The organism is Amycolatopsis sulphurea, assembly GCF_002564045.1.
GTDB lineage: Bacteria > Actinomycetota > Actinomycetes > Mycobacteriales > Pseudonocardiaceae > Amycolatopsis > Amycolatopsis sulphurea.
Genome location: NZ_PDJK01000002.1, coordinates 1171945 through 1185086, shown reverse-complemented (window position 1 = coordinate 1185086; position 13142 = coordinate 1171945). Strand labels below are relative to the sequence as shown.

Below are 13142 nucleotides of genomic sequence, written 5' to 3'. Positions count from 1 at the left end.
TCGACGAAACATTCGGCGTCTTTCCGGGTAACACGGAATCCCTAACGTCGGGGCATCGCCGACCCCGAGGAGCGCTCGTGCCGCACGTCGACACGCACTGCCCGTATTGCGCTCTGCAGTGCGGGATGCGCCTGGACGGGACCCGCGTCAGCCCGCGTGCCTTCCCGGTCAACGCCGGTGGGCTGTGCCAGAAGGGCTGGACCGCCGGTGAGCTGTTGCGTACCGGGGACCGGCTGCGAACTCCGTTGCTCCGCCGGGACGGTGTGCTGTGTCCGGTGGGCTGGGACGAGGCGCTGGACTTCGTGGCCGGACGGCTGGCCGGATTGCGCCGGGAGCACGGTGCCGGTGCGGTGGCGGTGTTCGGCGGTGGCGGGCTCACCAACGAAAAGGCCTACCTGCTGGGGAAGTTCGCCCGGGTCGCGCTCGGCACGCCGAATATCGACTACAACGGCCGGTTCTGTATGTCCTCGGCGGCCGCGGCGGGGATCCGCGCGTTCGGTCTTGACCGTGGGCTGCCGTTCCCGGTCACCGATCTGGCGGGGGCGGAGGTCGTTCTCCTGGCCGGGGCGAATCCGGCCGAGACGATGCCGCCGTTCCTGCAGCACCTGCGGGGCGCCGACCTGATCGTGGTCGATCCGCGGCGCACGCCGACGGCGGAACAGGCGAGCCTGCACCTTGCTCCGGCGCCGGGCACGGATCTTGCGCTGGCACTGGGCATTCTGCACGCCGTGGTCGCCGACGGGCACCTCGATAAGTCCTATGTGGATACTCGAACTGGTGGATTCGGCGAGGCGTGGCGGATCGCCGCGGCCTGGTGGCCGGAGCGGGTCGAGCGGGTGACTGGAGTGGCGGCGGTGGACCAGCGGCGCACGGCCGAGCTGCTGGCCCGTGCCGGGAATGCCTACGTGCTCACTGCGCGTGGTGCCGAACAGCACGCCACCGGGACGGACACGGTCGGTGCCTGGATCAATCTCGCACTCTCGCTCGGCCTGCCGGGTCGAACCGGTTCCGGGTATGGCTGTCTGACCGGCCAGGGCAACGGGCAGGGTGGCCGGGAGCACGGGCAGAAAGCCGATCAACTGCCCGGGTATCGCAAGATCGACGACCCGGTGGCGCGGGCACATGTGGCCGGAGTCTGGGGTGTGGCGCCGGAAAGCCTGCCCGGACCGGGACGTTCGGCGGTCGAGTTGCTCGACTCGCTGGGTCGCGACGGTGGTCCGAAGGCGTTGCTGGTCTTCGGCAGCAACGTCGTCGTCTCCGCGCCCAGCGCTTCGTCCGTCCAGGAGCGACTGTCCACTCTCGACCTGATGGTGGTGGCGGACTTCGTTCTTTCGGAGACCGCGGCGCTGGCCGACGTGGTGTTCCCGGTGACGCAATGGGCGGAAGAGGACGGCACGCTCACCAACCTCGAAGGCCGGATCCTGCTGCGGTGCAAAGCTCTCGACCCGCCACCCGGGGCGCGGACCGATCTGGAGCTGATCCACGGGCTGGCGACTCGGCTCGGGCAGCCTGCGGAGCGCTTCCCGGCTGACGCCGAGACGGTGTTCGACGAGCTGCGTATCGCGTCGAAGGGTGGCCTCGCCGACTACTCCGGGATCAGTTACGCCCGGCTGCGTGCGGGAGAAGCATTGCACTGGCCGGTGCCCGCCGAGGAACACGCCGGAACGCCGCGGATGTTCCTCGACCGGTTCGCCCATCCCGGCGGCCGGGCGAGGTTCGCCGCCGTCGACCACAGTGGACCGGCGGAGCCGCCGTCCGCCGAGTTTCCCCTGCAGGCCACCACCGGCCGGGTGCTCCAGCATTATCAGTCCGGCGCGCAGACGCGCCGGATCGCGGAGCTGAACGCCGTGGTGCCCGAGGTCTTCGTGGAGGTGCATCCGGACACCGCTGCGCGGTCCGGACTGTCCGATGGGGAACGCGCGGTGGTGCGCTCGCGGCGCGGGGAGACTCTCGCGCGTGTGCGGTGTGTCGCGTCGATGCGGCCGGATCTGGTCTTCCTGCCGTTTCACTTCCCCGGCAAAGCGCGTGCGAACCTGCTGACCAACTCGGTGCTCGACCCCGTGAGCCGGATGCCGGAATTCAAGGTGTGCGCGGTTTCCCTGGCGAAGGCGGACGCGTGAGCGCGCGTCATGTGGTGATCGTGGGGTACGGCATGGCCGGTGCCCGGCTGGCGGACGAGATCCGCCGCCGGGATCCAGGAGCCGAGCGCGTCCGGCTGACCGTGCTCGGTGCCGAACCGCATCCTGCCTACAACCGGGTTTTGCTGTCCACTGTGGTCGCTGGGGGAATGCATCCGGAAACCGTGCGGCTGCATGACGAAGAGTGGGCCGAGCACGCAAAGGTCGACTTGCGGCTGGATTGCCCGGTGATCGGAGCGGACCACGCTCACCGTCGCATCGAGACTGCTGCGGAGTCCTTCTCTTACGATGCCTTGGTTTTTGCCACTGGTGCCACGCCGTGGATTCCGCCTGTGGAGGGGCTTGAACTGGGGCCGGAGGTCGTCGCGTTCCGTACGCTGGACGACTGCACCCGGATTCTTGACGCAGCTCGTCCTGGTGCACCGGTGGTGGTCCTCGGTGGTGGGCTGCTCGGACTGGAGGCTGCGCGTGGCCTTGCCGGGCGAGGTGCGAACGTCACCGTCGTTCATCCCCGTTCGCATGTCATGGAACGGCAGATCGACGAGGCGGCCGGCAGGGTTCTCGCCCGTCGCCTCGCGCAGCTGGGCGTGAGCTTCCGCTTCGGGGTGACTGCCGCCCGGCACCTGCCGGGCGACGGGCTGAAGCTGGACGACGGCAGTTTCGTCCCGGCCGATCTGGTGGTCGTCGCCACCGGGGTGCGTCCGGAGACCGGACTGGCCCGTGCCGCGGGATTGGCGGTGGACCGGGGAATTCTCGTCGACGATCTACTGTGTACCAGCGTTGGCCGGATTCACGCGCTCGGCGACTGTGCGCAACATCGAGGTGCCCCGGCCGGACTCGTGCAGCCCGCGTGGGAGCAGGCCGCGGTGCTTGCCGATTTGCTCACCGGTGCCGATCCGGCCGCGCGGTATCTCGGCACTGCGACGGTCACCCGGCTCAAGGCGAGGGACATCGATCTCGCCGCACTCGGCGAGGTGCATGAGACCGGCGAGGCGGAAGTACTCATCGTCGACGATCCGGCCGGTGGCCGTTACGGAAAGCTGGTCGTCCACGAGAACCGGGTGACCGGCGCCATCCTGCTCGGCCTGCCGGATGCGGCCGCGACCGTGACCCAGCTCCACGACCGCGGCATCCCGGTGCCCGAAGACCGACTCGCCGTGCTGCTCGGTCGTGCGCTGCCCGCGGGCAGTCCAAATGCGACAAGCCCCGCCGAACTGCCGTCGTCAGCCCTGATCTGCCGCTGCAACGCGGTGACCAAGGGCCGGTTGATCGAAGCCTGGCGCGGCGGGGCTGCCGACGCGGCGGCGCTGGCCCGCACCACCCGTGCCACCACCGGTTGCGGCAGTTGCCGCGACACAGTGGGCGCGGTCGCCGAATGGCTGGCCGCGCAATGAGTCCCTGCAGTCCGTACAGGAGGACGCCATGACCACCACGGCCCACCGGGGCGCCCGCTGGATCGAGCATTGGGACCCCGAGGACGAGACCTTCTGGGCGGAGACCGGGAAGCGGATCGCCCGGCGCAACCTGTGGTTCTCCGTGCTCGCCGAACACATCGGATTCTCCGTCTGGACACTGTGGTCGGTCCTCGTGCTGTTCATGGGGCCGTCCTACGGATTCTCCGCGGCGGACAAGTTCCTGCTGGTGTCCACCCCGACCCTGATCGGCGCGCTGATGCGGCTGCCCTACACCTTCGCGGTGGCGAAGTTCGGCGGGCGCAACTGGACCATCATCAGCGCCGCACTGCTGCTGGTGCCGGTCGTGCTCACCGCGGTGGTGCTGCATCCCGGGACCTCGCTCGGCACCTTTCTGCTGATGGCGGCGCTCGGCGGGGTCGGCGGCGGGAACTTCGCCTCGTCGATGGCGAACATCAACACGTTCTACCCGGAGCGGCACAAGGGCTGGGCACTCGGGCTCAACGCCGGCGGCGGTAATCTCGGCGTGGCGGTCATCCAGCTGGTCGGGCTGCTCGTGATCGGGCTGGCCGGCGCGACCGTGCCCCGGCTCGTGCTCTACATCTACCTTCCGCTGATCGTGCTCGCCGCGCTGTGCGCCGCGCTGTTCATGGACAATCTCGCGACCGTTCGCGGGGACACCAAGGCCATGCGCGAGGTGGTCCGCAATGGACACACCTGGGTGATGTCCTTTTTGTACATCGGCACCTTCGGCTCGTTCATCGGTTACAGCTTCGCGTTCGGCCTGGTGCTGCAGAACCAGTTCGGCCGGACACCACTGCAGGCCGCGGCGGTGACCTTCCTCGGGCCACTGCTCGGTTCGCTGTCCCGGCCGATCGGTGGCCGGCTCTCCGACCGGATCGGCGGGGCGCGGGTCACTTTCGCCACGTTCGGCGCGATGGCGCTGGCCACCGTGGTGCTGGTGCTGGCGTCGTCGGCCAACTCGCTTGCGCTGTTCACCGTCGCGTTCATCGTCCTTTTTGTACTCACAGGAATCGGCAATGGTTCGACGTACAAGATGATCCCGGCGATCTTCCAGCGAAAGGCGCGAGCAGCGATCGAGGAGGGTGCCGACGAGGCGGCCGAGATGCGCAATGCACGCAGGCTGTCCGGCGCGCTTATCGGCCTCGCCGGGGCACTCGGTGCGCTCGGCGGGCTGTTCATCAACCTCGCGTTCCGGCAGTCGTTCGCCAGCGCACACAGCGGGGTGCCGGCATTCCTCGCGTTCCTCGGCTTCTACGCGGTGTGCGTGGGCGTGACCTGGGCGGTCTACCTGCGCAAGCCGGCTCCTGATGCCCGGATCGCGCTGGCCGGGGCGGAGGTCTGAGCATGCCCACGGTGGTGATCGCCGGGCACGGGATGGTCGCGCACCGGCTGGTGGAATCAGTCCGCGCGGCGGATCCGGCCGGTGCCTGGCGGATCGTGGTGCTGGCCGAGGAATCCCGCCCGGCATACGACCGGGTGGCGCTGACCTCCTATGTGGACAGCTGGGACCCGGCTGCGCTCGCGCTGTCCGGCTCGGACTATCCCGATGACGACGCAGTGGAGCTGCGGTTCGGCGACGCGGTGGTGTCGGTGGACCGGGAAGCGAAGACCGTCACGACCGGCTCTGGGCACGTCCAGCCGTATGACACGCTCGTGCTTGCTACCGGGTCGCGTCCGTTTGTACCCCCGGTACCCGGGCACGATCTGGCGGACGTGTTCGTGTACCGGACGATCGAAGACCTCGACGCGATCCGTGCCGCCGCTCACCGGCCGGGGCGGGGGCGTCGGGCGGCGTTGGTGGTCGGCGGTGGTCTCCTCGGCCTGGAGGCTGCGAAAGCGTTACGGGATATGGGACTTTCGCCACACGTCGTGGAGATGGCGCCGCGCCTGATGCCGTTGCAGGTCGACGAGGGCGGCGGCGGGCTGCTGCGGCGGCTCATCACGAGTCTCGACGTGACTGTCCACACTGGAACAGCCACCGAGGCGATCGTGCCGGACGGGGACCGGTTGCTGGCTCGGCTCGGCAACGGTACCGAGCTGGATGTGGACCTGGTGGTCTTCTCCGCGGGTGTCCGTCCGCGCGACGAGCTGGCACGTTCGTCCGGGCTGGAACTCGGCGAACGAGGCGGGGTGCTGGTCGACGCGACCTGTCGGACGAGCGATCCGTCGGTGTATGCGATCGGCGAGTGTGCCGCTGTCGAAGGCCGGGTCTACGGGATCGTGGCACCGGGTTACGCGATGGCCGAAGTGGTCGCGGCGCAGCTGACCGGTGGCGCGGCGACCTTCCCCGAACCGGACACCGCGACGAAGCTCAAGTTGATGGGGGTCGACGTCGCCAGCTTCGGTGACGCGCACGCGGCCACCGAGGGTGCGCTGGAGGTCGCGGTGAACGACGCCGTGGCCGGAACCTACAAGAAGCTTGTGGTCACTGACGACGGGAAGACCCTGCTCGGCGGAGTTCTCGTCGGCGACGCGGCGGAGTACAACACGCTGCGTGCCATGGTCGGCCGCACACTGCCTGCCGACCCGGGCGCGTTGCTCGCCCCGGCCGGTGGCGGCGCGGCTGTCGGGGTCGACGCGCTGCCCGCCGAGGCGCAGATCTGTTCCTGCAACGGGGTGTCCAAGGGCGCGCTGACGCACGCCATCACCGAAAACGGTTGCGATTCGGTCGGCAAGCTCAAAGCGTGCACGCGTGCTGGTACCTCGTGTGGCTCCTGCGTGCCGACGCTGACCAAGCTGCTCAATGCCTGCGGGGTCGAACAGTCCAAGGCGGTGTGTGAGCACTTCGGACAGTCCCGGGCCGAGCTGTTCGAGATCGTGCGGGCCACCCGGATGACCACGTTCAGCGAGGTGATCAGCCGGTACGGCACCGGAACCGGTTGCGCAGTGTGCAAACCGGCAGTCGCGTCCATCCTGGCGACGCTGGGCAACGGGCACATCCTCGCCGGTGAGCAGGCCACGCTGCAGGACACCAACGACCGTTTCCTCGCCAACCTCCAGCGCAACGGCAGTTACTCGGTGGTGCCGCGGATTCCCGGTGGGGAGATCACCCCGGAGAAACTGATGGTGATCGCCGAGGTCGCGCAGGAATTCGGTCTGTACACGAAGATCACCGGCGGCCAGCGGATCGATCTGCTCGGGGCCACTGTGGACCAGCTGCCGGAGATCTGGCGCAGGCTGGTCGACGCCGGGTTCGAGTCCGGTCATGCCTACGGGAAGTCTCTGCGCACGGTCAAATCCTGCGTCGGCTCCACGTGGTGCCGCTATGGCGTGCAGGACAGTGTCACGCTCGCGATCGAACTGGAGCTGCGCTATCGCGGGTTACGGTCACCGCACAAGATCAAAGCCGGAGTCTCCGGGTGTGCGAGGGAATGCGCCGAGGCGCGCGGTAAGGACTTCGGTGTGATCGCCACCGAGCACGGCTGGAATCTCTACGTGGGCGGAAACGGCGGTGCCAACCCCCGGCACGCGGAGCTCCTCCTGTCCGATGTGGACACCAAGACCCTGGTGCGGACCATCGACAGGTTTCTCATGTTCTACGTACGCACCGCCGACCGGCTCCAACGCACCGCGCCGTGGATCGAAGAGCTGGACGGCGGGCTCGGCCACCTGCGTGCGGTCATCGTGGACGACAGCCTCGGTATCTGCGAGGACCTGGACGCGGCGATGGCCAAACACGTCGAGAACTACGCCGACGAATGGCGAGGAGTGCTGGAGGATCCGGAAAAGCTGGCGCGGTTCAGTTCGTTCGTCAATGCGCCGGGCACGCCGGACCCGTCGATCTCGTTCCGTGCGGAGCGGGACCAGAAGGTTCCGGTGCTGCTGGGAGTCCCGGAGGTGAAGCGATGACGGTTTCCCTGGAGCGGACGTGGACGGTGGTTTGCCCCGTCACGCGGGTAGCGGAGTTCGCCGGTGTGGCCGCACTGGTGGGCGGGGCGCAGATCGCGGTGTTCCATCTGCCCGGCGACCAGTGGTACGCAGTGTCCAATTGGGATCCGTGCAGTGGCGCGGCGGTGCTGTCCCGCGGCATTGTCGGGGACGCCGGGGGAGAGCCCGTGGTGGCGTCACCGGTCTACAAGGACCGGTTCTCCCTCCGTACCGGACGGTGCCTGGACGCGGACCGGCAATCGGTTCCGGTGTACCCGGTGCGCCTGCGGTCGGGGATGGTCGAGGTGGGCTCTCCGTGACGGAGGTTCTTCCGCTGGCCGGTTTCGTCGCCGGGATCACCGCAGCGCGCCGGGCCGACGAGCTGGGCGCGCTTTTGGTGCGGAGGGGGGCGGAAGTGCGCTACGGCCCGGCGATCCGCATCGTCCCACTGGCCGACGACACCGAACTGCGCGCGGCCACCGCACGTTTGCTCGACTCCCCTGTGGACGTTGTGGTGGCCACGACCGGGATCGGTTTCCGAGGATGGGTGGAAGCGGCCGAGGGATGGGGACTCGGGGACGCCCTGCTGCGCCGGCTGTCGGCCGCTGCGCTGCTGGCTCGCGGTCCGAAAGCGACCGGGGCCCTACGCGCCGCCGGGCTCGCGGAAGTCTATTCCCCGGCGTCGGAAAGCAACGTCGAATTGCTGGCGCACCTTCTTGAGTCCGGTGTGGAGGGATGTCGCGTCGCGGTGCAGCTGCACGGCGAGCCGCTTCCGTACTTTGTGGATGCACTGCGTTCCGCCGGTGCGGAGGTGATCGAGATTCCGGTCTATCGCTGGGTCGGCCCGGCGGATCCTGCGCCATTGGACCGGCTGCTGGATGCGGTGCTCGAAGGCGGAGTGGACGCGTTGCCGTTCACGAGCGCTCCGGCAGTGGCCTCGACGTTGGCGATGGCGCGTCGCACCGGACGGTTCCCGGCGCTCGTCGATGCGCTGAGGACGCGGGTGGTCGTCGCCTGCGTCGGCCCGATCACCGCCGGGCCGCTGGCCGCGCTCGGCGTGCCGACCGTGCAGCCGCAGCGGTCGCGGATCGGCGCCCTGGCCAGGACCGTCGCGGAAACACTGGCGAACGGATCGCCCCGGCTGTATGCGGCAGAGCACGTTCTCGAACTGCGCGGAAACGGGGCGTTGATGGACGGCGAGTGGCGGGAGATCGCTCCCGCGCCGATGGCGTTGCTGCGTGCGCTGGCGCGCAATCCCGGGCAGGTGATGTCCCGGGGGGAGCTTTCCGCAGCACTGCCGTCGGGTGGCGAGGCCCATGCGGTGGAAACCGCGATCGGCCGCCTGCGGACGTCGCTGGGTGGCGCGGGGGTGGTGCAGACCGTGGTGAAACGGGGGTACCGGCTGGCGGTGCCGGACCTCTGACATCCGGTAAGGTGTGCAGATGGCTGCCATTCCGCCCGGCACGGTGACGTTGTCCGACCGGCGGACGCAACGCAAGTGGACTGTGGAGGTGGCGGCGTTCGAGCTGGCGCCGATACCGGTCACTCGTGCGCAGTACGCCGGAGTGTCCGGTGTGGAGGGTCGATTGCCTGCGGTGGAGGTGTCCTGGTGGGACGCCGTGCGATTCTGCAATGCACAGTCCGAACGCGACGGACTGGCTCCCGCGTACCGGATCAAGGGAGAGACCGTGCACTGGGACCGGTCCGCTCCCGGCTACCGGCTGCCCACCGAGGCGGAATGGGAACACGCCTGCCGGGCGGGCACCACCGGCCCGCGATACGGCAACCTGCCCGAGATCGCTTGGTACCGCGGCAATTCCGGGGACCGGCCGCACCCGGTGGCCGGGAAACTCGCGAATGCGTGGGGCCTGCACGACCTGCTCGGCAACACCTGGGACTGGTGCTGGGATCGCTACGACCCGGCGGTGTATGGCGAGTACCGCGTGCTGAAGGGCGGCGGCTGGGCGGACGAGCACTGGAGCTGCCGGGTGTCGGTCCGACGTCGCAGCCATCCGGACTACCGGGTGGACGACGTGGGGTTCCGGCTGGCTCGTGGCGGGCATCCGGGGTAGCGGCGCGGTGCACTGAGCCGGTCGGCCCCGAGGTCAGGATTCCCACCAGTCGAGGACCCGCGCCGCGTGCAGGGTGAGCCATTTCGACGGTTCGCCCACGGGCGCGTCGATCTCGAACCACACCTCGCCGCGCAACGGTCCTTCCTGCAGCCAACGGCCGTCCGGCCGCCGGGCGGCGCGGATCAGCTCGATTGCCTCCGCCATCCGCGGATCCGGTGCGGTGCCGTCCAGCAGCGACGCCTCGCGGAAGTACGAGACTGCGTTGAGCGCGCTGTACAGCCAGCGGAACGGGTAGCCGAAATGGTTGACCCACTCGCCGACGCGCTCCCCAGTGGACAGTCGACGCAGGAGATTGCGTTCGAGCAGGTACTCCTCGCCGGTCCGCTGGGCGGCGCGGGTTGCCTCGGTACCTCCGGTCGCCTGGTGATAGGCGAGCAGGCCTTTGAGCGAATTGATCGTGGAATGGAACGACGATCGGGTCGAGCCTTCGACCCATTCACAGTTCCAGCCGCCGTCGGGCAGGGCGTGCTCGACGAACCAGTCGGCGATCCCGCGCACGTCCGCGCCGAGCCAGAGCCCGTTCGCCAGCGTCCAGGCGTTGATACAGCAGTCGACTTCGCCGCCCCAGTACGGCAGATCGTGGTACTCCCAGCGGCAATTCTCGGCGAGCAACTCGGCCGTTCCGCGCAGCACCGACGCGTCCACGCCCCATTCGCGCAGGGAATACAGTGACCAGGTGGTCGCGGTCCAGGGCTGGCCGGTTTTCTCTTCCCGGGAAGCGAAATCGGCCGGGAAGAACGCGCCGCCCGCCCATTGGCCGTCGGGGTCCTGAAGCGACAGCAGCCGCGCACCGAACCCTTCGGCCGCCACCCGCGCCCGGGTGGCCTGCCAGACCTCCGGCGGGGCGCCGGCCAGGTCCCGTTCGACCTGCCAGCGCAACGCCGGATCGGAGTCGAGTAGCCAGTCGAGTACCGTCATACGCCGACGCTAAGCCCAGTCGAGGGCGAAGTCCCGGAATCCGCGGGCGACCGCGGCCCGTTCGGCTTCTGCTTCGAGGTCAGCGCGGTCTTTGCCCCGCAACGGGTCGAAGGCGGTGACGGTGAACCGCAGCCGTTTGCCGCCGGCCTTCGTGCGCCAGACGCCGAGGATTTCGCCGTCCACCAGCAACGCGCCGGGGCTGCCGATGATCTTCCAGACCTCCTTGGCGCGCGCCTTGTCCGGAACGAGTACCGCCTTGTCGCGGCCCTGGGTGAACGGGTCGAGCGGCGGCAGCAGCCGGACACCGCGTGGAGTGGGCGGATTTTCCAGCGCTGCCAGCCGATCCGTGGGTACGAAAGTACGCCGCCCGGCCACGCGAACCTCGGTGAGCCGGTCCGCAGGCCAGATCTCGGTGACGCACGAACGCGCGGAACCGGCGAACCCGGCGGCGTCCCCGGGCGTCGCCGGGCCGTTGAACCGGAGGTAGCGCTCCAGTACCCGGGCCGCGGCCTCCGGTGCCGGACTGGTGGACATGCGCCCACGGCCTTCGAGTGGCGCAAGGGTTGCGGGGGTTTGACCCGCTTCCAGCCGGACTCCACCGTGGACAGTCGCCAGCCGCATCAGCTGCTCGTGCACGTGGGTGGCTCCGCAGCCGCGGCACCAGCGGGAGAACGACGGCGGTATCAGCTTCGTGATCGCGGTGCTCACGGCGCCTTTGGTCATCGGGCGGGTCACGACCTTGCGAATGGCCCGTGCGGTTTCGAAGAGAACGTCCACAGCGGACACTCCGGTCTCGCTCAGCTCCTTCTTCTGCCACATCATCCGGGACAGGGCGTCCTGATCGTTGAGCGGGACCAATGCGGAAACGAGCTCCGGAAGCTCGGTCCGCCGGTGGAAATGCGGTGCACCGCGGTGCGACCACACCAGTGTGAGCCGGTCATCGTCCACAAGCGACTCCGGAGTGACCGGAGTGGACAGCCGGGCGGCGAGGGAGAGCAGGGCGGTGTCGCGCATGCTGTCCTGCAGGCCGAGATCGAGCAACGGCAGATCGGTCACCTCGCCGGTGGGCCGGTGCAGCCCGTGTTCGGCGATCCGGTAGGCCAAGGCCTGTTCGCGTGGTATGTCCGGCATGGCGTGTCTCCTTCGGTACGAGAAGTCTAAGCCAGCCGCGGGAATACGCGCACCGGAACGGGCGCGGCCGGCCCGGTGCCGAGCTGCTCGCGCAGCCGGGCGGAACCGTCCGGGAGGAAGGGGGTGAGTTCGGTCGCCAGGACCCGGCAGGTCCGGATCGCGGTGCCGAGCGCCCGGCCCAGTTCCTCGCCGTCGAGCGTCCACGGCTTGGTGTGCTCGACGAACCGGTTCGCGTCGGCGATCACGTCGACCAGAGTGGTGGTCGCCGCTCGGAAGTCGAAGCGGGCCAACGCGGAATCGATTCGAGCGGCCAGCGTCACCGCGCTGTCGAGCGGTGGCGCGTCGGCGACGCGGCCTCCGTGACGCCGGTGAGTGAGGGCCAGCACGCGGTGGGTCAGATTGCCCAGGCCGTTGGCCAACTCCTGATCGGCCCTGGTGATCAGCCGCGTCTCGGTGAAATCGGTTTCACCGAGCGCGGGCACCTCGCGCAGCAGCCACCAGCGCACTGCGTCCACGCCGTAACGGTCGATCAGCTCGACGGGCCGGATCGCGTTGCCGGCGCTCTTGGCGATCTTCGCCCCGTTCAGAGTGAGGTAGTCGTGCACGAAGATGGTGTCCGGCAATGGTTCCCCCGCGGACAGTAGCAACGCGGGCCAGTACACCGCGTGGAACCGCAGGATCCCTTTGCCGATCACGTGTATGCGTTCGGCAGCGCCGGTCCAGCGCGCGGGGTTCGCGGTGAGGTAGCCGGCCAGCGCATCCCACCAGACGTAGATCACCTGGCTCGGATCGCCGGGGACCGGGATGCCCCAGCCGTCCGAGCGCGCGGCGGGGCGGGACACGCTGAGGTCGGCCTGGCCGGCACGCACGAAGGCCACCGCCTCCCGGCGCCGCGCAGCCGGTTCGATCCGGATCCGGCCGGATTCCAGCAGGTCCAGAATCCGGTCTCGGTAGCGGGAGAGGCGGAAGAACCAGTTCCGCTCGGTCACCGGCTCGGGCGGGACGCGGTGTTCGGGACACCCTCCGTCGACCAGCTCGTCGTCGGCGTAGAACTGTTCGCAGCCCGCGCAGTACCGGCCTTGGTAATCACGCAGGTAGAAGTCGCCTCGCACGGCGCCGGCTTGCCACAACCGGCGGACTCCATCGCGGTGCCGCTGATCTGTGCTGGTGCGGATGAAGTCGTCGACGGCGAGGCCGAGCGGTTCTCCCAGGGCGGCGAACCGGGCGGCGCCGCGGTCCACGAACTCCCGCACCGGCAAGCCGGCCGCCTTGGCCGCGGTGACGTTCTTGAGCGCGTTGTCGTCCGTGCCGGTCTGGAGGTGGACGGAGTGCCCGCGGAGCCGCCGATGCCGGGCGAGCACGTCGGCCTGGACCAGTTCGAGCGCGTGCCCGAGGTGCGGTTCGGCGTTGACGTACGGGATGGCGGTGGTGATGCAGCAGGTCATCGTGTTCCTCTCCGCCCGGCCTTCGGCGGAGAGGGAAACCCCGGCGCAGGCCGGGGCTCGATCTGGTGTCAGCGC

Annotated in this window: 10 protein-coding genes; 7 read left to right on the top strand and 3 right to left on the bottom strand. The window is 69.2% G+C overall.

Features of this window, described 5'->3' with window-relative positions:
• Nucleotides 1-125 precede the first annotated feature (125 nt).
• The 7 genes from ATK36_RS11365 to ATK36_RS11335 are packed head-to-tail and all read left to right on the top strand — an operon-like array spanning nucleotide 126 to nucleotide 9513.
• Nucleotides 126-2120, top strand: coding sequence for a molybdopterin oxidoreductase family protein (locus ATK36_RS11365; protein ID WP_211292017.1), 1995 nt, complete (start codon nucleotides 126-128; stop codon nucleotides 2118-2120).
• Nucleotides 2117-3532: an NAD(P)/FAD-dependent oxidoreductase gene (locus ATK36_RS11360; protein WP_098514803.1), complete on the top strand. Its 1416-nt coding sequence runs from the start codon at nucleotides 2117-2119 to the stop codon at nucleotides 3530-3532. The genes ATK36_RS11365 and ATK36_RS11360 overlap by 4 nt, the downstream gene beginning before the upstream one ends.
• Before the next feature lie 28 nt (nucleotides 3533-3560).
• The gene (locus ATK36_RS11355) at nucleotides 3561-4916 is read left to right on the top strand and encodes a nitrate/nitrite transporter (protein WP_098511211.1); all 1356 of its coding nucleotides are present in this window, start codon (nucleotides 3561-3563) and stop codon (nucleotides 4914-4916) included.
• A gap of 2 nt (nucleotides 4917-4918) precedes the next feature.
• Nucleotides 4919-7423, top strand: coding sequence for a nitrite reductase large subunit NirB (nirB, locus tag ATK36_RS11350; protein ID WP_098511210.1), 2505 nt, complete (start codon nucleotides 4919-4921; stop codon nucleotides 7421-7423).
• Nucleotides 7420-7761, top strand: a complete 342-nt coding sequence (gene nirD / locus ATK36_RS11345; protein ID WP_098511209.1) for a nitrite reductase small subunit NirD — start codon at nucleotides 7420-7422, stop codon at nucleotides 7759-7761. Before nirB ends, nirD begins: the two co-directional genes overlap by 4 nt.
• The gene (locus ATK36_RS11340) at nucleotides 7758-8864 is read left to right on the top strand and encodes a uroporphyrinogen-III synthase (protein ID WP_098511208.1); all 1107 of its coding nucleotides are present in this window, start codon (nucleotides 7758-7760) and stop codon (nucleotides 8862-8864) included. Before nirD ends, ATK36_RS11340 begins: the two co-directional genes overlap by 4 nt.
• Before the next feature lie 13 nt (nucleotides 8865-8877).
• Nucleotides 8878-9513, top strand: coding sequence for a formylglycine-generating enzyme family protein (locus ATK36_RS11335; RefSeq protein ID WP_211291857.1), 636 nt, complete (start codon nucleotides 8878-8880; stop codon nucleotides 9511-9513).
• Between the two features lie 33 nt (nucleotides 9514-9546).
• Here ATK36_RS11335 and ATK36_RS11330 read toward each other — a convergent pair whose 3' ends face one another.
• Genes ATK36_RS11330 through ATK36_RS11320 form a run of 3 tightly spaced genes read right to left on the bottom strand, consistent with a single transcriptional unit; the run spans nucleotide 9547 to nucleotide 13067 of the window.
• Nucleotides 9547-10491, bottom strand: coding sequence for a prenyltransferase/squalene oxidase repeat-containing protein (locus ATK36_RS11330; RefSeq protein WP_098511206.1), 945 nt, complete (start codon nucleotides 10489-10491; stop codon nucleotides 9547-9549).
• Between the two features lie 9 nt (nucleotides 10492-10500).
• A complete protein-coding gene (locus ATK36_RS11325; protein ID WP_098511205.1) occupies nucleotides 10501-11622 on the bottom strand; it encodes a winged helix DNA-binding domain-containing protein in 1122 nt (373 codons plus the stop codon).
• Between the two features lie 26 nt (nucleotides 11623-11648).
• Complete coding sequence (locus tag ATK36_RS11320) at nucleotides 11649-13067, bottom strand: methionine--tRNA ligase (RefSeq protein ID WP_098511204.1); 1419 nt, start codon at nucleotides 13065-13067, stop codon at nucleotides 11649-11651.
• Nucleotides 13068-13142 lie beyond the last annotated feature (75 nt).